The sequence below is a fragment of the Streptomyces noursei genome, from assembly GCF_001646665.1.
GTDB lineage: Bacteria > Actinomycetota > Actinomycetes > Streptomycetales > Streptomycetaceae > Streptomyces > Streptomyces lavendulocolor.
This window is the reverse complement of the sequence record NZ_LWBU01000191.1, coordinates 43,771-63,786: the sequence shown is the minus strand read 5'-3', so window position 1 is coordinate 63,786 and position 20,016 is coordinate 43,771. Positions and strand designations below refer to the sequence as shown.

The following is a 20,016-nucleotide window of genomic DNA, read 5'->3' as shown; positions in this document are numbered from 1 at the left end:
CTTGCGCAGGCGCGCTCGGCGGACCGTCGACGGCGCACACAGGGCCTCCCGCGACGTCGGACGGCCCGCAGACGGCCCAGAGCGGCTGAGACGGCTCCGGGCCGACGGTCGGTGACCGTCGGCCCGGAGTGCCGTGCAGTGGTGGTACCAGGGCTGACCTGGGGTTACAGCACCGGGAGGTTCTTGCGGAGCTCGAAGGCGGTGACCTCGGAGCGGTACTCCTCCCACTCCTGCTTCTTGTTGCGGAGGAAGAAGTCGAAGACGTGCTCGCCGAGGGTCTCGGCGACCAGTTCGCTGCGCTCCATCAGGGAGATCGCCTCGCCCAGGTTCTGCGGCAGGGGCTCGATGCCCATGGCGCGGCGTTCGGCGTCGGAGAGGGCCCAGACGTCGTCGTCGGCGCCGGCCGGGAGTTCGTAGCCCTCCTCGATGCCCTTCAGGCCGGCGGCCAGCAGGACGGCGTACGTGAGGTAGGGGTTGGCGCCCGAGTCGATGGAGCGGACCTCGACGCGGGCCGAGCCGGTCTTGCCCGGCTTGTACATGGGGACGCGGATCAGGGCGGAGCGGTTGTTGTGGCCCCAGCAGATGTAGGAGGGGGCCTCGCCGCCCGAGCCGGCGGTGCGGGTGGAGCCGCCCCAGATGCGCTTGTAGGAGTTGACCCACTGGTTGGTGACGGCCGAGATCTCGGCGGCGTGCCTCAGCAGACCGGCGATGAAGGAGCGGCCCACCTTGGAGAGCTGGTACTCGGCGCCGGACTCGTAGAAGGCGTTGCGGTCGCCCTCGAAGAGGGAGAGGTGGGTGTGCATGCCCGAGCCGGGGTACTCCGAGAACGGCTTCGGCATGAAGGTGGCCTGCACGCCCTGCTCCAGCGCGACCTGCTTCATCACCAGGCGGAACGTCATGATGTTGTCGGCGGTCGACAGGGCGTCGGCGTAGCGGAGGTCGATCTCCTGCTGGCCGGGGGCGCCCTCGTGGTGGCTGAACTCGACCGAGATGCCCATCGATTCCAGCATGGTGATCGCCTGGCGGCGGAAGTCCATGCCCACGTTCTGGGGCGTGTGGTCGAAGTAGCCGGAGTTGTCCGCCGGGGTGGGGCGGGAGCCGTCCAGCGGCTTGTCCTTCAGCAGGAAGAACTCGATCTCGGGGTGGGTGTAGAAGGTGAACCCGAGGTCGGAGGTCTTGGCGAGGATCCGCTTGAGGACGTAGCGGGGGTCGGCGAAGGACGGCGAGCCGTCGGGCATCAGGATGTCGCAGAACATCCGGGCCGTGCCCGGTGCCTCCGCCCGCCACGGCAGGATCTGGAAGGTGCCCGGATCGGGCTTGGCGATCATGTCTGACTCGTACACCCGGGCGAAGCCCTCGATCGCCGAGCCGTCGAAGCCGATGCCCTCGTCGAAGGCCTGCTCGAGCTCGGCGGGGGCCACGGCGACGGACTTCAGGAAGCCGAGCACGTCCGTGAACCACAGGCGCACGAAACGGATGTCGCGCTCCTCGAGCGTACGGAGTACGAATTCCTGCTGCTTGTCCATGTCCACACCCATCCTCGCTGATCAGGCCAGCATGCCACCACACGGTTTCGTGCACGTTGCGAACCCATAGTGCACGGAGCTCTGTGGCACAGGTAACGGAGGCCTCGCAGACTGGTCCCATGGACCGTGGCACGGAGCAGCTGCCCGGCGCCGGCAAGCCGCCGATCTGGCTGCGCCTGCTGCCGTGGCTGACCATGGTGCTGCTGGTCGTCGTCCAGCTCACCACGCCACGGAGCGTTCAGCTCGGTTTCGCCTTCGCCGTGGTCCCGCCCCTGACGACGCTGCTGTACGGGATGTTCGGCACCGCCATGGTGGCGGGCACCATGTTCGCGCTGCTGCTGATGCCGTCGATCCGCGCCGACGACGTCACCTACGGCGACCTGCTGGCGTTCGGGCTGATCGGGGCGGTCAGCGTGGTGCTGGCGGGGGTACGGGTGCGGCGGGACGCGCAGCTGGTGTCGGTGCGCACGGTCGCGGAGGCGGCCCAGCTCGCCGTGCTGCCGCCGTTGCCGGAGCAGGTGGGGCCGGTGCGGTGCGGGGCGCTGTACCGGGCGGCGGAGCGGGGCACGCTGGTGGGCGGCGATCTCTACGACGTGCAGGACGGGCCGTACGGGGTGCGGGCGATCGTTGCGGACGTGAAGGGGCACGGGCTGGCGGCGGTCGGAACGGTGTCGGCGCTGCTGGGGGCGTTCCGGGAGGCGGTGCTGGACGAGCCGGAGCTGGCCGGGGTGGCGGGCCGGCTGGACCGGCGCCTGGTGGTGGACTCGGCGGGGCGGGGCGAGACGGAGGTGTTCGCGACGGCGGTGCTGGTGGAGTTCCCGCCGGACGGTGCGGCGGTACGGGTCCTCAGCTGCGGCCACCCGGCGCCGCTGCTGGTGGGCGAGGGCGGGGCGCGGGAGGTGCGGCTGACGCCGGGGGCTCCGCTGGGGCTGGGGCTGACGGAGTTCCGGGCGCCGGAGGCGGTGGCGGTGCAGGTCGGGCCCGCGGACATGCTGCTGGCGCACACGGACGGGGTGACGGAGGCGCGGGACGCCACCGGGGCCTTCTACCCGCTGGTGGACCGGCTGGGGGCGGGCGCGCGGCCCGTCTCCCCGGTGGACCTGGTGCGGTCGGTGTGGCGGGATCTGTCCTCGTACGCGGGGGAGGTGGCCGACGACGTGGCGCTGCTGGCGCTCGCTACGCCCGACGGCCGTGGCTGACCGGGTGGTCCGCCCATTAACATCAGCGCCCATGGGGGGCCACGGGCTCATACGCATCGCGCGTCCCATGGCGCTGGTGGGCGCCGTGGCGACGCTGTTCGCCGTGCTCTTCGTCTGCCTCGCCCCGCACGACGGCGGCGCCGACCGCCGGGGCGCCGGCCACGCGCGGACGGCCGCGGCGTACACGGCCTCCGGGCACACCGTCTCCGGGCACACGGTCGCCGGGCACATGGCCTCCGGGCACACGATCACCGCGTACGTGTGTCCGTACGACCGGGGGGACTGCGGGCTCTTCCCGTACCTCACGCCCGCCGTGCTCACCGCTCCGCCCCTCGACCCCCCGCCCCAGACGGACGACCTCGCGTGGGTGGGGCCGCACCGCCGTGCCGGCCCGCCCGCCGCGGCGGGGGAGCGGCCGCGCGCGCCGGACCTCCATGTGCTCCAGGTGTTGCGGACCTAGGGGGTGTCTTGCCGATCGGACCGGATCGGCGAGCGGCGTCCGGCGCCGGGCTCGTGACGCCCGGTCCGGACGAAGGAAGACCCTGGGCGGCCCGTCGCAGTTCCGGGCGCCGACACACCCACTCCACTCCCCCACGAAGGAAGGCCACCATGGCTGCCAACCGATCGTCCACCGCCGACCGCCGCGCCCGGATAGAGCAGATGCGCCGCGCCGAGCAGGCCCGCGAGCGCCGCACCCGCATCATCACCATCTCCGTCAGCGCCCTCGTCGTCGCCGGTCTGGTGGGCTTCGGCGGATACGTGCTGAACGAGGAGAACAAGGAGAAGGAGCAGCGGGAGGCGGCCGCCAAGGCTCCCATCTCGGACGAGAAGTCCTGGGACGCCAAGAAGCTGGGCCGCAACCACGTCACCAAGCCCGTGACGTACCCGATGAAGCCCCCGGTCGGCGGCGACCACGACCAGGTGTGGCTGAACTGCGACCGGGACGTCTACAAGAAGCCGGTTCCCGAGCGGAACGCCGTGCACTCGCTGGAGCACGGCGCGGTATGGGTGACGTACAACGACAAGGCCCCCGCCGCGGAGGTCAAGAAGCTGGAGGAGAAGGTCGGCAAGACCTCCTACTCCTTCATGAGCCCGGTCAAGGACCAGGCCGGCGCGATCATGCTGAGCGCGTGGGGCAAGCAGGTCACCGTCGACGGCGCCGACGACCCGCGGGTGGACGCCTTCTTCACCAAGTACGTGCAGGGCCCGCAGACGCCCGAGCCGGGCGCGGCGTGCACCAACGGGCTGGACCCGCAGTGACGCGTACGCCGGTGACGCGTACGCAGTGGGCGGCCATCACCGCGGTGGTGCTGGCGCTGCTGTTCGCCGGGGCGGCCACGGTCTCGTCGGCGGGTCCCGGGGAGACGGCCGGTGACGCCACCGCCGCGCCCGCGGTGGATTCGGCGGACGCCGGGTTCGCCCGGGACATGTCGGTGCACCACCAGCAGGCGGTGGAGATGTCGTTCATCGTGCGGGACCGCACGCAGGACGAGGAGGTGCGCCGGCTGGCGTACGACATCGCCAACACGCAGGCCAACCAGCGCGGCATGATGCTGGGCTGGCTGGACATGTGGGGCCTGCCGAAGGTGGCGCCGGGCGTCGAGCCGATGGCCTGGATGGGCATGCCGTCGCACGGCTCCGGGCACTCCGGCGCGCTGATGCCGGGCATGGCCACGGCGGCCGAGCTGGACCGGCTGCGGGCGGCGAGCGGCCGGCAGGCCGAGGTCCTGTACCTGCGGCTGATGACCGCGCACCACAAGGGCGGGGTGCACATGGCGCAGGGCTGTGTCGACGCGTGCCGGCCCGGCGTGGAGCGGGACCTGGCGCAGGGGATGGTCGACGCCCAGGAGTCGGAGATCCTGCTGATGGCCGATCTGCTGAAGGCGCGCGGCGCCACGCCGTAGCCGCCGGTGCCCGTGCCGCGTACGGCCGCCCCGGGGTCGTCCCGGGGCGGCCGTACGGCCGAGCACCGGTCGCGGGGTGGCGGGGGCGCGATGAGAATGGAGGCGCTCGGGGACCGGCGTACGGCGCTCTCAGGCGTTTTCGGAGGCAAAGAACCCCATGACCACCGCCAAGGACATCATGCACCCCGGAGCCGAATGGCTCCCCGCACACGAGACCCTCGACCGTGCCGCGCAGATGATGCGCGACCTCGACGTGGGCGCGCTGCCCATCGCGGACGAGAACGAGCGGCTCTGCGGCATCCTCACCGACCGCGACATCGTCGTCGGCTGTGTGGCCCAGGGCCACGACCCGTCGCGGGTCACGGCGGCCGACATGGCGAAGGGCACGCCGCGCTGGATCGACGCGAACGCGGACGTCGAGGAAGTGCTGCGCGAGATGAAGGACCACCGGATCCGCCGGATCCCGGTGATCGAGAACAAGCGGCTGGTCGGCATGATCAGCGAGGCCGACCTCGCCCGTCACCTGTCGGACGCGCAGGTGGCCGGCTGGGCGGAGAAGGTCTACGAGCACCGGCGCTGACGCCCGCCGGACCGGTTTCGAGGGGCGTGGCGCGCACGGCGCGTCACGCCCCTCGTGCGTGCTCCCGCCCCCTGTCCGGGGCCCACGCCCCTCGTGCGTGCTCCCGCCCCATGTCCGGGGCCCACGCCCCGGATGCCCCGGACGCCCCGGACGCCGGCCGGTCAGGCGGGGTGGGCCAGGATGGCGGCGGCCAGGGCGGCCGGGCGGTCGAGCATCATCAGGTGGCCCGACCCGGGGACGGCCTCGAAGCGGGCGTCCAGCAGGCCGGCGAGGGCCCGCTGGCGGGCCGTCCAGCGCGGTGACGCGGGCGCGGCGAGCACGGTGACCGGGAGGCCCGGCGGGAGGGGCCGGCGCTCGCGGAGGGCGAGGAGCCCGGCGGCGACGGCCAGGTAGTGGGTGTTCTCCAGGAGGGCGCCCCGCAGCACCCGGGACGTGGCGTAGCAGCGGCGTACCAGGTCCGCGGGTGCGGGGTCCGGGGCGCCGCCGGGCCGGGAGAGGCGGACCGCGGCGCGGCGGGTGAGCGGGCCGAGCGCGGCGGGCGCCCCGGTGGCGGAGAGCACGGTGGCGGCGGCGTTCGCGAGGGCGGTGCGGACGGCGGGGGCGGCGGGCGCCCGGGCGTCCTCCTCGACGGACGCGTCGACCAGGACGACACCGGCGGCGCGGTCCGGGTGGAGCCGGGCGAACGCCTCGGCGTGGAACCCGGCGATGGAGTGCCCGACGACGGTCGCGGGCGCGTCGAGCCCGAGCGCGTCGAGCACGCCCGCGATCCGGTGGGCCTCCCCCGCCGCGGTGGGCGCCCCGGCGGGCGGGCCGCTCAGCCCGTGGCCGGGCCGGTCGAAGCGGACGACGGTGCGGTGCGGGGCCAGCAGCGGGACGAGGGGGTCCCAGTCGAACCAGCTCATGGCGAGCCCGGCGCTGAGCACGCAGACCGGTCCGCCGCCCTCGACGACCACGTGGTGCGCCACTCCCCCGACGCGTACGAAGCCCGGCCGCGCGCAGCCCATCCGTTCCCCCTCGCCGCCCTGGTCCTTGGGGGCGCCAGCCTGTCATGGCCGGTGTGCGGCACACCTCAGGGGCATCGCGTCGCTCTGACGATTACACTGGCCGGGTGCCTCAACTACGCCTCGCCCTGAATCAGATCGACTCGACCGTCGGCGATCTCGCCGCGAACGCCGAGGCGGTCGTCCACTGGACCCGGCACGCCGCCGAGCAGGGAGCGCACCTGGTCGCGTTCCCCGAGATGGTGCTGACCGGCTACCCCGTCGAGGACCTGGCCCTGCGGTCGTCCTTCGTCGAGGCGTCCCGCGCCGCCCTGCGGGCGCTCGCCGCGCGTCTCGCCGAGGAGGGCTTCGGCGACCTCCCGGTCGTCGTCGGGTACCTGGACCGCTCGGAGAAGGCCCAGCCGCGCTACGGCCAGCCCGCGGGCGCGCCGCGGAACGCCGCGGCGGTGCTGCACGGCGGGGAGGTGGTGCTGTCGTTCGCCAAGCACCACCTGCCGAACTACGGCGTCTTCGACGAGTTCCGCTACTTCGTGCCCGGTGACACGCTGCCCGTCGTCCGGGTCCGCGGGGTCGACGTGGCGCTCGCCATCTGCGAGGACCTGTGGCAGGAGGGCGGCCGCGTCCCGGCCGCCCGCAGCGCGCACGCGGGTCTGCTGGTGTCGATCAACGCCTCGCCGTACGAGCGGAACAAGGACGACCTCCGCCTGGAGCTGGTCCGCAAGCGCGCCCAGGAGGCCGGCTGCACGCTGGCGTATCTGGCGATGATCGGCGGTCAGGACGAGCTGGTCTTCGACGGCGACTCGATCGTGGTGGACAAGGACGGGGAGGTCGTCGCGCGGGCGCCGCAGTTCGCCGAGGGCAGCGTGGTGCTCGACCTGGACCTGCCGGCCGCGTCGGCGGACGCGCCCGAGGGCGTGGTGGACGACGGTCTGACGATCCAGCGGGTGGTGCTGTCGGAGGAGCCGCTCCCGGCGTACGAGCCGGAGCTGACCGGCGGGTACGCGGAGCGGCTGGAGGACGACGAGGAGGTGTACACGGCGCTGGTGGTGGGTCTGCGCGCGTACGCCGCGAAGAACGGTTTCCGCTCGGTGCTGATCGGCCTGTCCGGCGGTATCGACTCGGCGCTGGTCGCGGCGATCGCCTGTGACGCGCTGGGAGCGCAGAACGTGTACGGCGTGTCGATGCCGTCCAAGTACAGCTCCGACCACTCCAAGGGGGACGCGGCGGAGCTGGCCCGCCGCACGGGGCTGAACTTCCGCACCGTGTCCATCGAGCCGATGTTCGACGCGTACATGGGGTCGCTCGGTCTGACGGGGCTGGCGGAGGAGAACCTCCAGTCGCGGCTGCGCGGCACGATGCTGATGGCGATCTCCAACCAGGAGGGCCACATCGTGCTCGCGCCGGGCAACAAGTCCGAGCTGGCGGTGGGCTACTCGACGCTGTACGGCGACTCGGTCGGCGCGTACGGGCCGATCAAGGACGTGTACAAGACGACGGTCTTCCGTCTCGCCCGGTGGCGGAACAGGGCGGCCGAGGAGCGGGGCCAGACCCCTCCGATCCCGGAGAGCTCCATCTCCAAGCCGCCGAGCGCCGAGCTGCGCCCGGGGCAGGTGGACACCGACTCGCTGCCGGACTACGACGTCCTGGACCGGATCCTGGAGCTGTACGTCGACCGCGACCAGGGCAAGGACGCGATCGTCGCCGCCGGGTTCGACGAGGAGCTGGTGGCGCGGACGCTGCGGCTGGTGGACACGGCCGAGTACAAGCGGCGCCAGTACCCGCCGGGCACGAAGATCTCGGCCAAGGGCTTCGGCAAGGACCGGCGCCTGCCGATCACGAACCGCTGGCGCGAGACGACGTCGGGCTGACGCTCGGCCCGCCGAGGGGGCTTCCCGCGACGACGCGGGAGGCCCCCTTCGCCGTACGGTCGAGGAGCCCGGCCGTGACGGCGACGGCCAGGCCGGCCACCGCCAGGGCGGCGCCGACGAGCGCGGGTGAGGACCAGCCCCAGCCGGCCGTGACGGCCGCGCCGCCGAGCCAGGCGCCGCCGGCGTTGGCGAGGTTGAACGCCGAGTGGTTGGAGGCGGAGGCCAGGGTGGGGGCGTGCCGGGCCTTGTCCATGACGAGCATCTGGAGCGGGGTGGTGGTCATGAAGCCGACCGCGCCGAGGACGACGACCAGGACCAGGGCGGCCCACGGCACGTGCAGGGTGAGGCGGAACGCGACCAGGGCGAGCGCGAGGGCGGCGAGCGACCCGTACAGGGTGGGGCGCAGGGCCCGGTCGGTGAGCGGGCCGGCGGCGAGGGCGCCGAGGGTCATGCCGATGCCGAAGAGGGCGAGGACGAGGGTGACGGAGGACTCGCCGAGGCCCATGACCTCGGTCGTCATGGACGCGAGGTAGGAGTAGACGGCGAAGACGCCCGCGAAGCCGAAGACGGCCGTGAGCAGTCCGAGCAGCACCTGCCGGTCGCCCAGCGCCCGCAGTTCGCTGCCGAGGCTCTGGCGGCCGTCGACGGGGATGTCCGGGACGAGCGCGGCGAGGGCCGCCATGGCGACCAGGCCGATCGCGGTGACGACCAGGAAGGTGGCCCGCCAGCCGAGGTGCTGGCCGAGCAGGGTCGCGGCGGGGACGCCCACGACGTTGGCGACGGTGAGGCCGAGGAACATCGTGGCGACGGCCCGCGCCTGCCGGCCCTCGCGCACCAGGCGGGCGGCGACGACCGCGCCGACGCCGAAGAACGCGCCGTGCGGCAGTCCGGCGAGGACGCGGGCGGCGACGAGGGTGCCGAAGCCGGGGGCGAGGGCGGAGGCGAGGTTGCCGACGGTGAACAGCCCCATCAGCAGCAGGAGCATCCGCCTGCGGGGGACGCGGGAGCCGAGGGCGGTGAGCAGCGGGGCGCCGACGACGACGCCGATGGCGTACGCCGAGACCAGGTACCCGGCGGTGGGGACGGAGGTGTGCAGGTCGTCCGCGACGTCGGGCAGCAGGCCCATCATCACGAACTCGGTGGTGCCGATGCCGAAGGCGGCTGTGGCCAGGGCGAGCAACGCCAGGGGCATGGGGCGGTGCCTTTCGGGACGCGTGAGGACCGGGGACTTAGTTCTCTGACTGAACAAATGGTCTCACGCCGATTGTTCCCCGAAGTGAACGGGGAATTGCCGCCCGGTCTCTTCGTTCGGAAGGTCAGAGCGTGACGCGTGCCGCGATCGGAAGGTGATCGCTGTCCGTCGCCGGGAGCGTCCACGACGCCACCGGCTCGACGCCCTTCACCATGATCTGGTCGATGCGCGCCATCGGGAACGCGGCCGGCCAGCTGAACCCCATGCCGTCGCCGGCGGCTCCCTGCGTGGAACGCATCTGGGAGGTGACGGCGTTGAGGGACCGGTCGTTCATGGTGCCGTTGAGGTCGCCGAGCAGGATCACCTTGCCCAGGTCCTCGCGGACGATCGCCTCGCCCAGCGCGTCGGCGCTGTCGTCCCGCTGGTTGGCGGTGAACCCGGCGTTCAGCTTGACCCGCACGGACGGCAGGTGGGCGACGTAGACGGCGACCTCCCCCTGCGGCGCGGTCACGGTGGCGCGCATGGCCCGCGTCCACCCCAGCCGGATGTCGACCGGGCGGCTGTCGCGCATCGGATGCTTGCTCCACAGGCCCACGGTGCCCTGGACGGAGTGGTACGGGTAGGTGTCGGCGAGCGCCTGCTCGTACACCGGGACCACGCCGGGCTTGAGCTCCTCCAGCGCCACGACGTCCGCCCCGGAGCCGGCGATCCGGCGGGCGGTGCCCTCCGGGTCCGGGTTGTCGGCGTTGACGTTGTGCGAGACGACCATGAGGTCGCCGCCGGCGCCCGACTTGTCGGTGACCAGCCCGCCGAAGAAGTTGAGCCAGATCACACCCGGCAGCAGGGCGGCGATCAGCGCGGTGGCCGAGCGGCGCAGCACCGCGGCCACGAGGATCACCGGGACGAACACGCCGAGCCACGGCAGGAACGTCTCTGTCAGGCTGCCGAGGTTGCCGATCTTGTTCGGGATCTGGGCGTGGAACACCATCAGCAGGGCGAGCAGCACGGCGCACGCCGCGAGGAGACGACCCCGGCGCCAGACGCCCGGGTCGTGGCGCCAGCGGTCGAGCACCGACCGGACCCGGGATCCGGTGCGCCGCTGCTCCCGAGCGCCGCCGTTCCCGGTCTCCGTCACGTCCACCCGCGCCATGCCGCCGTCCTCACTGCCTTGCTCGTCGTGCTTGGTCGTACGTCCCGCCCCGTCCGACCCTAGGGGATCACAGGACGGCCGTACTGCCACGAGGACGACGGGGCGCCGCGACGGGTTCCTGGGGTTGCGGGCGGGGCGCGAGCTGTGACAGAACGCGCACAAACGGTCCCCGTGGCCGACGGCCGCCGCCCCACTTCCCCCCAACCGGCACGAAGTGCCACCATGGATGCGGTCCGGGGACGCCGTGAGGGCGCCTCGAGATGACGAAGGAGCCGTTTCAATGACGCTTCAGGCTGCCCCGAAGCAGCCCGCCGACAGCGCGAAGGCGCTGTACGGCGGCAAGGGAACCCGCCGCATCACCGTGCTCGACCTCGCCGGCGCCAAGGAGCGCGGCGAGAAATGGCCGATGCTCACCGCCTACGACGCGATGACCGCCTCCGTCTTCGACGAGGCCGGCATCCCGGTGATCCTGGTCGGCGACTCGATGGGCAACTGCCACCTCGGCTACGACACCACCGTGCCCGTCACCATGGACGAGATGACCCTGCTCTCCGCCGCCGTGGTGCGCGGGACCAAGCGCGCCCTGGTCGTCGGCGACCTGCCCTTCGGGTCGTACCAGGAGGGCCCCGTGCAGGCCCTGCGCTCGGCGACCCGGCTGGTCAAGGAGGCGGGGGTCGGCGCGATCAAGCTGGAGGGCGGCGAGCGCTCGCTGCCGCAGACCGAGATGCTGGTGCAGGCCGGCATCCCGGTGATGTCGCACCTGGGCCTGACCCCGCAGTCCGTCAACACCATGGGCTACCGGGTGCAGGGCCGCGGGGACGAGGCCGCCCACCGGCTGCTGCGCGACGCCAAGGCCGCCCAGGACGCGGGCGCGTTCGCGGTGGTGCTGGAGCTGGTCCCGGCCGAGCTGGCCGCCGAGGTGACCAGGTCGCTGCACATCCCGACCATCGGCATCGGCGCGGGGCCCGACACCGACGCGCAGGTCCTCGTCTGGACCGACATGGCCGGCCTGACCGGCGGCAAGGTGCCGCGCTTCACCAAGCAGTACGCCGACCTCCGGCAGACGCTGGGTGACGCGGCGCGCGCGTTCGCCGGCGAGGTCGTCGGCGGAACGTTCCCGCAGGAGGAGCACACCTTCCACTGACCACTCCCGGTACAGACGACGGCCCGCCGACTTCCCCCATCGGCGGGCTGTCGGCTTGCCGGGCCGGGCGTAGCCTGGGAAGTGGACTCGGGGAGCCCCGTTCGCACCCGCCGGGAGGCGGTCCACATGCCCGCAATCACGCGCAAGAACTTCGACTCCGCCGACGAGGTCCGGCCCTTCGAGGACGGCAAGGGCAAACTCGACCTCGTCAACACCGACAGGGGCCCGGTCGGCCGGGCCGTCTTCGAGCCGGGCTGGCAGTGGACCAAGCACGTCAAGCCCATCGCCGGTACCGACAGCTGCCAGGCCTCGCACGCCTGCTACGTCGTCGGCGGCCGGCTGAAGATCGTCATGGACGACGGCACGGAGGACGAGGTGGGCCCCGGCGACTACTTCGCGGTCGAGCCGGGCCACGACGCCTGGGTGGTCGGGGACGAGCCCTGCGTGCTGATCGACTGGGTCGGGTTCGGCGACTACGCCGTACCCGCCGGCTCCACTTCCTGACCCGGACGGGGCCGGTGCGCCGGCCCCCCTGTGGGCGTTCTGTCGGCGCGGTGCCGGCGGTGTCGCCGCCGTGTCGGTGAGCTGTCGGTGGCGCCTGGTGCCATGGGCGCATGACACGATCCGACACCAACGCCGTCGAGGTACGAGGCCTCGTCAAGCACTACGGCGACACCAAGGCGCTGGACGGGGTGGACCTCGATGTGCGCGAAGGCACCGTCCTCGGCGTCCTCGGCCCCAACGGCGCCGGCAAGACCACCCTCGTCCGCTGCCTGTCCACCCTGATCGTCCCGGACGCCGGGACCGCCACCGTGGCCGGCTACGACGTCGTCCGCCAGCCGCGGCAGCTCCGCCGCACCATCGGGCTCACCGGCCAGTACGCGTCGGTCGACGAGAAGCTGTCCGGGTGGGAGAACCTGTACATGATCGGGCGGCTGCTCGACCTGTCCCGCAAGGACGCCCGCCGCCGCGCCGACGGGATGCTGGAGCGGTTCTCGCTGACGGACGCCGCGAAACGGCCCGTCATGACGTACTCCGGCGGCATGCGGCGCCGGCTGGACCTGGCCGCCTCCATGATCGGCAGCCCGGCCGTCCTCTACCTCGACGAGCCGACCACGGGGCTGGACCCCCGCACCCGCAACGAGGTCTGGGACGAGGTGCAGCGGATGGTCGCCGAGGGCGTCACCGTCCTGCTCACCACCCAGTACATGGAGGAGGCCGAGCAGCTCGCGCACGAGCTGACGGTCATCGACCGGGGGCGGGTCATCGCCGGCGGCGGGGTCGACGAGCTGAAGGCGAGGGTCGGCGGCCGCACCCTGCGGGTCCGGCCGGTCGACCCCGGCCAACTGCCCGCCATGGCACGGGCGCTGGACGACAGCGGACTGGCCGGCGTCGCGGGGGCGACGGTCGTCCCCGACGAGGGCCAGGTGTACGTACCGATCCTCAGCGACGAGCAACTGACCGCCGTCGTCGGCATGCTGGCGGCCCGCGGCTTCGGCCTCGCGCACATCGACACGCATCTGCCCAGCCTGGACGAGGTGTTCCTGGCCATCACCGGCGAGAAGACGTCCTCCTCGGTGACCGACACGATCCCCGAGGAGGTCGCCGCATGAGCGCGGTGCTGACGAAGGCGCCCTCCGACGGGCGCATCGGACTGCGGGCCAACGCCCGTCACATCGGCGCGCTGGTGCGCCGCAACGCCCTCCAGATCAAGCAGGACCCGGAGTCGATGTTCGACGCCGTCCTGATGCCGATCATCTTCATCCTGCTGTTCGTGTACGTCTTCGGCGGCGCCATCGCCGGCAAGGGCAACCAGGAGGACTACGTCAACTACGTCACGCCCGGCCTGATGGCGATGATGGGCCTCAACATCGCCATGGCCGTCGGCACCGGCATCAACGACGACTTCAAGAAGGGGGTGATGGACCGGTTCCGGACGATGCCGATCGCCCGGTCGTCCGTCCTCCTCGCCAAGATCGTCGTCGAGGTCGGCCGGATGCTGATCGCCACCACGATCCTGCTGGGGATGGGCTTCCTCCTCGGCATGGAGATCAGGACCTCGGTGCTCGACCTGCTGGCGGCGGTCGGCCTGTCGATCGTCTTCGGCGCCTCCCTGATGTGGATCTTCATCCTGCTGGGACTCACCATGAAGACCGCGCAGGCGGTCCAGGGGGTGGCCATGCTCGTGCTGATGCCGCTTCAGTTCGGCTCGTCGATCTTCGCCCCGCCGACGTCGATGCCCGGCTGGCTGGAGACGTTCACCGACTACAACCCGCTGTCGAACCTGGCCGACGCCGCCCGGAACCTGATCAACGGCGGGCCGGTCGCCCACTCGGTGTGGGTGACGCTGGCCTGGGCGGCGGGCATCACGCTCGTCACCGCGCCGCTCGCGGTGGCCCGCTTCCGCAGGAAGACCTGACCGGATCGGATCAGGAAGCCGCCAGGGCGGCGGCCTCGTCGAGGCCCAGGCCGCCGCCCTCGGCGTACGCGGCGCGGAAGGCGGCCTCCCCCAGCGCCGCCCGCGCCGTCGCGGTGGCCGCCGCGAGGTTGTCCCGCTCCATCGGGGTGAGCGTGTAGCCGTCGGGGAGGAGACCGGCGTGGGCGCCCAGCAGCACCGCCGCCGTCCGCGCCCCCGGGCCGCCCGCCCCGGCCAGCGCCCAGGCGGCCGTGACCAGGTGGAGGGCCGGCATGTGCGGCGCGACCATCATGGACAGCTGCTCCCGGGCGCGGGCCAGCGCCCGGACGGCCCGGTCGCGCGCGTCGGCGTACCGGCCGTCGAGGTTGTCGAGCCAGGCGAGCACCCCGAACGCGAAGCCCTCGAACAGCGACAGCGGATCGGCGGCGAAGTCGGCCAGCAGCAGCTCCACCTGCCCACGGGCCTCGCCGGTGCGGCCGGTGCGGCCGAGCAGCATCGCCAGGTACAGGCGGGCCGCGGGGACGGCCTCGTGCCCGGCGGCCCGCCCCCGCGCCAGGATGCCGCGCAGGATGGTCTCGGCCTCGGCGCCCCGGCCGGTCTCGGTGAGCGTCCCGGCGTACCGGACGCTCAGGAGCGCCACCTGCGCCTGCGCGCCGAGCCGTTCGGCGTGGCCGACGGCGCGTTCGAAGTCCTCGGCGGCCTCCGCGTACTCGCCGCGCCGCTCGCGGGCCTCGGCGCGGGCCGACAGCGCCTCGGCCACGCCCCAGGCGTCACCGAGCCGTTCGAAGAGCTTCAGGCTCTCGTCGGCGTCGCGGGCGGCGTCGCCCGCCCAGTCGCTCCGGTTCGCCAGCACGTTGGCGCGCATCTGGAGGATGGCCGCCAGCTCCCACTCGTAGTCGTGGCGGCGGCAGGCGTCGACGGTGTCGTCGAGGAGGTCGCGCAGTTCCTCCGGGCCGTCGCTGGTGAGCAGGACGGCGTACCACCACAGCATGCCCGGCATGCGGCAGGTCTGGGGCAGCCCGGGGCGGTAGGCCCGGCGCATGCGGCGCAGCCGCTCCAGGCCCTCAGGGGAGGTCCACGTCCCGGTCCGGTGGTCCATGCTGACCAGCTGGACCAGGTGGGCGCTGCGGCGCGCCTCCATCAGCTGCTCGCCGTCCATCGGCGGCGGGGCGGCGGTGCAGCGCTCGGTGAGGGCGGGCGCGGGCGCGACGGGCGGCGCGTACGGGTCGGGGCCGAGCGCGGCGGCGGCCTCGGACCAGTGCAGGGCGTCGCCGCGCAGGTCGCGCATGAGCCAGTACCAGACGAGCGACAGCACCAGGCACAGGGCCTCCTGCTCGTCGCGGGCGGCGACGGCCCGGCGCAGCGCGGTGCGGAGGTTCTCGTACTCGCGCTGGAAGCGGGCGAGCGCGGCGCGCTGGTTCGGGCCGCGCAGCTCGGGGTCGCCGGTGCGGGCGAGCTCCCGGTAGTGGACGAGGTGGCGGTGCTCCGCGCCGGCCCGGTCGCCGGCCTCGTCGAGGCGCTCGGCGGCGTACTCGCCGACCGTTTCGAGGAGCCGGTAGCGCATGTCGCCCTCGGGGGCGGGAACGGCGACGACGAGCGACTTGTCGACGAGGGACGCGAGGACGCCCAGGACGTCGGGCGTCCCCGGCCCGCCGCAGACGGCCTCGGCGGCCTCCAGGTCGCAGCCGCCGGAGAACACCGACAGCCGCCGCAGCACCGCGCGCTCCGGAGCGTCGAGGAGGTCCCACGACCAGTCGACGACGGCCCGCAGCGTCTGCTGCCGGGGCAGGACGGTGCGGCTGCCGCTGGTCAGGAGCCGGAAGCGGTCGTCGAGCCGGTCGGCGATCTGCCGGGGCGTGAGCATCCGGAGGCGGGCGGCGGCCAGCTCGATGGCGAGGGGCAGGCCGTCGAGGCGCCGGCAGATCTCGGCGCACGCCTCGGGGTCGGCCGCCGTGTCGAAGCCCGGCCGGGCGGCCGCGCCGCGCTCGGCGAACAGCCGCAGCGCCATCGGGTCGGGCAGCGGGTCGACCGGCCGCACGGTCTCGCCGGGCACGCCGAGGGGCTCGCGGCTGGTGGCCAGGACCGTCAGCCCGGGGCACTGCTCCAGGAGCCGCTCGGTGAGCGCGGCCGCGGCGGCCACCACGTGCTCGCAGTTGTCGAGCAGGAGCAGCATGCGGCGCCGCGAGCAGTGCTCGGCCAGCCGTACCAGGGCGTCGGCGGAGTCGCCGTGCCGCTCGGCCGCCCGCAGTTCCTCGGCGCCGGCGCCGCGCAGCACGGTCTGGCGGGCGCCGAGGGCGGTGAGCACGGCGTCCGGTACGGCGTCGGGGTCGTCGACCGGCGCCAGCTCGGCCAGCCAGACGCCGTCGGGCCACGCCTCCCCGCCGCGTTCGGCGGCCTCCTGCGACAGCCGGGTCTTGCCGGCGCCGCCGGGGCCGAGGAGCGTCACGAGGCGGGCCCGCCCGAGGTCGCCGAGGACGGCCGCTATGTCCTCCTCGCGCCCCACGAAGCTGGTCAGCCGCGCCCGCAGGTTCCCCGGCCGGGCCGCCGCCCCGCCCGCGTCCCCGGCGGGTCCCGTGGCCCCGGCTCCGGCCCCGTCCCGGGCTCCGGTTCCGGCATCGGCTCCGGCTCGGGCTCCGGCTCGGGCTCCGGCCCGGGCTCCGGCTCCGGCCCCGGCTCCGGCTCCGGCCGCGGACCCGGCCGGTGCGGGGTCCGGGGCCGGCGTTCCGGCGAGGAGTTCGGCGTGCAGGGCGCGCAGCGCCGGGCCCGGGTCGGTGCCCAGCCGGGCGGCGAGGTCCCGGCGTACCGCCTCGTACGCCGCGAGGGCCTCGGCCGGGCGGCCCGCCGCGCGCAGCGCCCGGACGCGCAGCGCCTGGAGCGGCTCGTCCAGCGGGAACGTGCCGCACAGGGCGGCCAGTTCGGGCAGCGCCTCCTGGGGGCGCCCCAGGTCCAGCAGGGCGGTGAGCCGGTCCCGGCGGACCTCCGCGCGGCGGGCCTCCCAGCGCGCCGCCTCGGCCGCCCGGTCGGGCAGGTCCGCGAGCGGCAGGCCCCGCCACAGCGCGAGCGCGCCGTCCAGCGCGGTCACCGCCGCCGCCGGGTCGCCCGCCTCCCGGGCCCGCGCGCCCTCGGCGGCGAGCCGCCGGAAGCGGTGCAGGTCCACGTCGTCGCCGTCGGCACCGAGCCGGTACCCGCCGGCCGCCGAGACCACCGAGGCCGGCCCGAGCGCCCGCCGCAGCCGGCCCACCAGGGCCTGGAGGGCGCCCTGCGCGTCGGCGGGCGGCCGCTCGCCGTGCCACACCTCGTCGATCAGCAGCCCGGTCGGAACGGTCCGCCCGGCGCGCAGCGCCAGCACCGTGAGCAGCGCGCGCAGCCGCGCCCCGCCTACCGGTACGGCGGAGCCGTCCGCGCGGTGGACCTGCGTGGGACCCAGTACGGAGATGCGCACCGCCCCATTCTCCCCGCCCCCGCCGTCCGCATCGCGTCCGGTACGGTCGACCGGTCCGCACCCGCCCGCGACACCACCCAGGAGCGCCGCCCATGGCCACCGCCACCTCCCGCACCGGCGACCGGAGGATCAGCCCCGTCTTCCTCGGGATCGCCGCCGTCATGGCGGTCACCGGATGGGCGGTGTGGACGGGCTTCTCGGCCAACCTCGGCCTCGCCGTCTTCCTCTTCGTGACGTCCGGCTGGATCGTCTCGCTCTGTCTGCACGAGTACGCGCACGCCCGCACCGCCCTGCACGGCGGCGACATCACGATCGGCGCGAAGGGCTACCTGACCCTCAACCCGCTGAAGTACACGCACGCGCTGCTGAGCATCGTGCTGCCGGTGGTGTTCGTCATCATGGGCGGCATCGGCCTGCCCGGCGGCGCCGTGTTCATCGAGCGCGACCGCATCCGGGGCCGGTGGAAGCACAGCCTCGTCTCGGCGGCCGGCCCGCTGACGAACGTCCTGTTCGCCGTGGTGTGCACCGCCCCGTTCTGGCTGGGCACGCTGGACGGCGTGCCGTTCGGCTTCCGGTTCGCGCTGGCGTTCCTGGCGCTGCTGCAGGTGACGGCCGCGATCCTGAACTTCCTGCCGGTGCCGGGGCTGGACGGCTACGGGGTGGTCGAGCCGTGGCTGTCGTACAAGGTGCGCCGGCAGGTGGAGCCGTTCGCCCCCTTCGGCCTGCTCGCGGTGTTCGCGCTGCTGTTCGTCCCGGAGATCAACCACGCGTTCTTCGGGCTGGTCGACACGGTGCTGCACGCGCTGGGCGTCCAGGACGCCGAGACGTACTGCGGGCAGAAGCTCTACCGCTTCTGGCAGGGGGAGGACGTCTTCTGCGGGGACATCGTCAACCGGTGACCTTCGCGCGGCGGTGGTAGTACCACGCCATGTTCGAGGAGACCCCGGCCAGCAGCACCCACACGATGCCCAGCCAGGTGCCCTGGACGAAGGAGACCACCGCGGCGGCGACGGCGAGGACGCAGACGACGAGGGCGTACAGAGCGAGGCGGGGCATGGGGGACGGCTCCTGTCCGGGTACGGCGTGAAACGTGCCCGTCCAGTGTCCCCCATGCGCCTCGGCCGTCAGACGTCGGTCACGCGCAGGCCGGCGTGGACCTTGTAGCGGCGGTTGACGGAGATCAGGTTGGCCACCAGCGACTCCACCTGGTGGGCGTTGCGGAGCCGGCCGGCGAAGACGCCCCGCATGCCGGGGACGCGGCCGGCGAGGGCCTGCACGATGTCGGTGTCGGCGCGCTTCTCGCCCAGCACCATCACGTCCGTGTCGATCTCCGCCACCGACTCGTCCTGGAGCAGGACGGCGGACAGGTGGTGGAAGGCGGCCGTGACCCGCGAGTCGGGCAGCAGGGCGGCGGCCTGCTCGGCGGCGCTGCCCTCCTCGGGCCGGAGGGCGTAGGCGCCCTGCTTGTCGAAGCCCAGCGGGTTGACGCAGTCGACGACGAGCTTGCCGGCCAGCTCCTCGCGGAGCGCGGACAGCGTCGCGGCGTGCCCGTCCCACGGCACGGCGACGATCACGATGTCGCTGCGCCGCGCGCACTCGGCGTTGTCGGTGCCCTCGACGCCCGCGCCGAGCTCGGCGGCCGCCGCCTCGGCCCGCTCGGCGGCCCGCGAACCGATGATCACCTTCTGGCCGGCGCGGGCGAAGCGGAGGGCGAGGCCGCGGCCCTGGTCGCCGGTGCCGCCGAGGACACCGACGACGAGCCCGGAGACGTCGGGGAGGTCGTACGGATCAGTAGTCATGGTCCACGACCCTACGGGGCGCACCCCCGTCCGGGTGACGCGACGCCCGTTGCCCGTGCCGGGGCCGCCGGGGAGGGGCACCATACGGCGCCATGGATGCCGTACGTGTCGCGTTGTTGCGGGAGGTCCTGGACGGTACCCGGTGGCCCGCGGCGGTCCGCCGGTTCGCCGGGGTGCTGCGGTCCTCGGTGGTGCCCCGGGGCGGCGGGCTGCTGCTGGTGGGCACCGAGCGGTACGAGCCGTGGCACCTGGCCGCGCACCTGGTGGACGAGGCGGCCTGGTCGGGACGGCCGGAGCTGGCGCCCACGCTGGTGCGGCACCGGGCGCGGGCGGCCGACCCGGCGCACCTGGCGGTGGGACTGGGGCGGCTGGAGGCGGCCGGGCGGGGCGAGACGCTGCTGGTGGTGGCGCCGGAGCGGCCGGAGCGGGCGGTGCTGGAGCGGGTGCACGACGCGCGGCTGGCGGGCGCGACGGTGCTGTCGCTGGACGGCGGCGACCGGGAGGTGCGGGGGCTGGCGCACGAGGCGCTGACGGTGACGGAGGATGACGACGTGGACCTCGACATGGTGCAGCACCTGGTGAGCGCGGCGGCCGGCGAGAACACCCCGCCGGCCGTCCGCCCGGGCCGCCGCCCCTTCCGGGACCGTCTGGCGCGCCTGACGGACCACCTGACGGCCCCGCCGCCGCAGCGCTGGTAGCCCCGGGGCGCCGGGCCCCAGGAGCGTCAGGGGCCCCGGGGGGCCTCGGCGGCCCCGGGGCCGTCCGCCAGGAGGTGCCGGGGGCCTCAGGGCCCCA

At 73.9% G+C, this 20,016-nt stretch carries 19 protein-coding genes; 12 read left to right on the top strand and 7 right to left on the bottom strand.

Features of this window, described 5'->3' with window-relative positions; all coding sequences use genetic code 11:
- Positions 1 to 164 precede the first annotated feature (164 nt).
- Complete coding sequence (locus A4V12_RS16890) at positions 165 to 1,526, bottom strand: glutamine synthetase family protein (RefSeq protein WP_064070183.1); 1,362 nt, start codon at positions 1,524 to 1,526, stop codon at positions 165 to 167.
- A gap of 119 nt (positions 1,527 to 1,645) precedes the next feature.
- Between A4V12_RS16890 and A4V12_RS16885 the strand changes: the two genes are divergently transcribed.
- The 5 genes from A4V12_RS16885 (at position 1,646) to A4V12_RS16865 (ending at position 5,209) form a co-directional block, all read left to right on the top strand.
- Positions 1,646 to 2,725, top strand: coding sequence for a PP2C family protein-serine/threonine phosphatase (locus tag A4V12_RS16885; protein WP_064070182.1), 1,080 nt, complete (start codon positions 1,646 to 1,648; stop codon positions 2,723 to 2,725).
- A 31-nt stretch (positions 2,726 to 2,756) separates the two neighbouring features.
- A complete protein-coding gene (locus A4V12_RS16880) occupies positions 2,757 to 3,185 on the top strand; it encodes a hypothetical protein (RefSeq protein WP_064070181.1) in 429 nt (142 codons plus the stop codon).
- A 149-nt stretch (positions 3,186 to 3,334) separates the two neighbouring features.
- Entirely contained in the window at positions 3,335 to 3,985 is a 651-nt protein-coding gene (locus tag A4V12_RS16875; protein ID WP_064070180.1) for a DUF3105 domain-containing protein, read from the top strand.
- Positions 3,982 to 4,629 carry a DUF305 domain-containing protein gene (locus tag A4V12_RS16870; protein ID WP_064070179.1) on the top strand — a complete coding sequence of 216 codons (648 nt, stop codon included), beginning with the start codon at positions 3,982 to 3,984 and terminating at the stop codon, positions 4,627 to 4,629. Before A4V12_RS16875 ends, A4V12_RS16870 begins: the two co-directional genes overlap by 4 nt.
- A gap of 157 nt (positions 4,630 to 4,786) precedes the next feature.
- Positions 4,787 to 5,209 carry a CBS domain-containing protein gene (locus A4V12_RS16865; protein ID WP_064070178.1) on the top strand — a complete coding sequence of 141 codons (423 nt, stop codon included), beginning with the start codon at positions 4,787 to 4,789 and terminating at the stop codon, positions 5,207 to 5,209.
- Between the two features lie 161 nt (positions 5,210 to 5,370).
- Here the strand turns inward: A4V12_RS16865 and A4V12_RS16860 are convergent, their stop codons facing one another.
- Positions 5,371 to 6,213 (bottom strand): alpha/beta fold hydrolase, encoded by an 843-nt coding sequence (locus A4V12_RS16860; RefSeq protein ID WP_064070177.1) that lies wholly within the window; start codon positions 6,211 to 6,213, stop codon positions 5,371 to 5,373.
- Between the two features lie 104 nt (positions 6,214 to 6,317).
- Between A4V12_RS16860 and A4V12_RS16855 the strand changes: the two genes are divergently transcribed.
- Positions 6,318 to 8,078 (top strand): NAD+ synthase, encoded by a 1,761-nt coding sequence (locus A4V12_RS16855; RefSeq protein WP_064070176.1) that lies wholly within the window; start codon positions 6,318 to 6,320, stop codon positions 8,076 to 8,078.
- On the opposite strand, the gene A4V12_RS16850 is transcribed toward A4V12_RS16855, so the two are convergent.
- A complete protein-coding gene (locus tag A4V12_RS16850; RefSeq protein ID WP_064070175.1) occupies positions 8,044 to 9,270 on the bottom strand; it encodes an MFS transporter in 1,227 nt (408 codons plus the stop codon). The genes A4V12_RS16855 and A4V12_RS16850 overlap by 35 nt on opposite strands.
- A gap of 124 nt (positions 9,271 to 9,394) precedes the next feature.
- Positions 9,395 to 10,420 carry an endonuclease/exonuclease/phosphatase family protein gene (locus tag A4V12_RS16845; protein ID WP_079137087.1) on the bottom strand — a complete coding sequence of 342 codons (1,026 nt, stop codon included), beginning with the start codon at positions 10,418 to 10,420 and terminating at the stop codon, positions 9,395 to 9,397.
- A gap of 280 nt (positions 10,421 to 10,700) precedes the next feature.
- On the opposite strand from A4V12_RS16845, the gene panB reads away from it, so the two are divergent.
- The 4 genes from panB to A4V12_RS16825 all read left to right on the top strand — a co-directional run bounded on the left by panB (position 10,701) and on the right by A4V12_RS16825 (position 13,983).
- Positions 10,701 to 11,564 (top strand): 3-methyl-2-oxobutanoate hydroxymethyltransferase, encoded by an 864-nt coding sequence (panB, locus tag A4V12_RS16840; protein WP_064070174.1) that lies wholly within the window; start codon positions 10,701 to 10,703, stop codon positions 11,562 to 11,564.
- Between the two features lie 126 nt (positions 11,565 to 11,690).
- The gene (locus tag A4V12_RS16835) at positions 11,691 to 12,068 is read left to right on the top strand and encodes a cupin domain-containing protein (RefSeq protein WP_064070173.1); all 378 of its coding nucleotides are present in this window, start codon (positions 11,691 to 11,693) and stop codon (positions 12,066 to 12,068) included.
- A gap of 110 nt (positions 12,069 to 12,178) precedes the next feature.
- The gene (locus tag A4V12_RS16830; protein ID WP_064070172.1) at positions 12,179 to 13,177 is read left to right on the top strand and encodes an ATP-binding cassette domain-containing protein; all 999 of its coding nucleotides are present in this window, start codon (positions 12,179 to 12,181) and stop codon (positions 13,175 to 13,177) included.
- Complete coding sequence (locus A4V12_RS16825; protein ID WP_064070171.1) at positions 13,174 to 13,983, top strand: ABC transporter permease; 810 nt, start codon at positions 13,174 to 13,176, stop codon at positions 13,981 to 13,983. Before A4V12_RS16830 ends, A4V12_RS16825 begins: the two co-directional genes overlap by 4 nt.
- Before the next feature lie 10 nt (positions 13,984 to 13,993).
- Here the strand turns inward: A4V12_RS16825 and A4V12_RS16820 are convergent, their stop codons facing one another.
- Positions 13,994 to 17,422, bottom strand: a complete 3,429-nt coding sequence (locus tag A4V12_RS16820) for an AfsR/SARP family transcriptional regulator (RefSeq protein ID WP_064070170.1) — start codon at positions 17,420 to 17,422, stop codon at positions 13,994 to 13,996.
- 92 nt (positions 17,423 to 17,514) lie between these two features.
- On the opposite strand from A4V12_RS16820, the gene A4V12_RS16815 reads away from it, so the two are divergent.
- Positions 17,515 to 18,321, top strand: a complete 807-nt coding sequence (locus A4V12_RS16815; protein WP_064070169.1) for a site-2 protease family protein — start codon at positions 17,515 to 17,517, stop codon at positions 18,319 to 18,321.
- Here the strand turns inward: A4V12_RS16815 and A4V12_RS38040 are convergent.
- A complete protein-coding gene (locus tag A4V12_RS38040; protein ID WP_199831306.1) occupies positions 18,311 to 18,478 on the bottom strand; it encodes a hypothetical protein in 168 nt (55 codons plus the stop codon). The genes A4V12_RS16815 and A4V12_RS38040 overlap by 11 nt on opposite strands.
- Before the next feature lie 68 nt (positions 18,479 to 18,546).
- A complete protein-coding gene (npdG, locus tag A4V12_RS16810; RefSeq protein ID WP_064070168.1) occupies positions 18,547 to 19,221 on the bottom strand; it encodes an NADPH-dependent F420 reductase in 675 nt (224 codons plus the stop codon).
- Positions 19,222 to 19,313: 92 nt separating this feature from the next.
- Between npdG and A4V12_RS16805 the strand changes: the two genes are divergently transcribed.
- Entirely contained in the window at positions 19,314 to 19,919 is a 606-nt protein-coding gene (locus A4V12_RS16805; RefSeq protein WP_064070167.1) for a hypothetical protein, read from the top strand.
- Positions 19,920 to 20,016 lie beyond the last annotated feature (97 nt).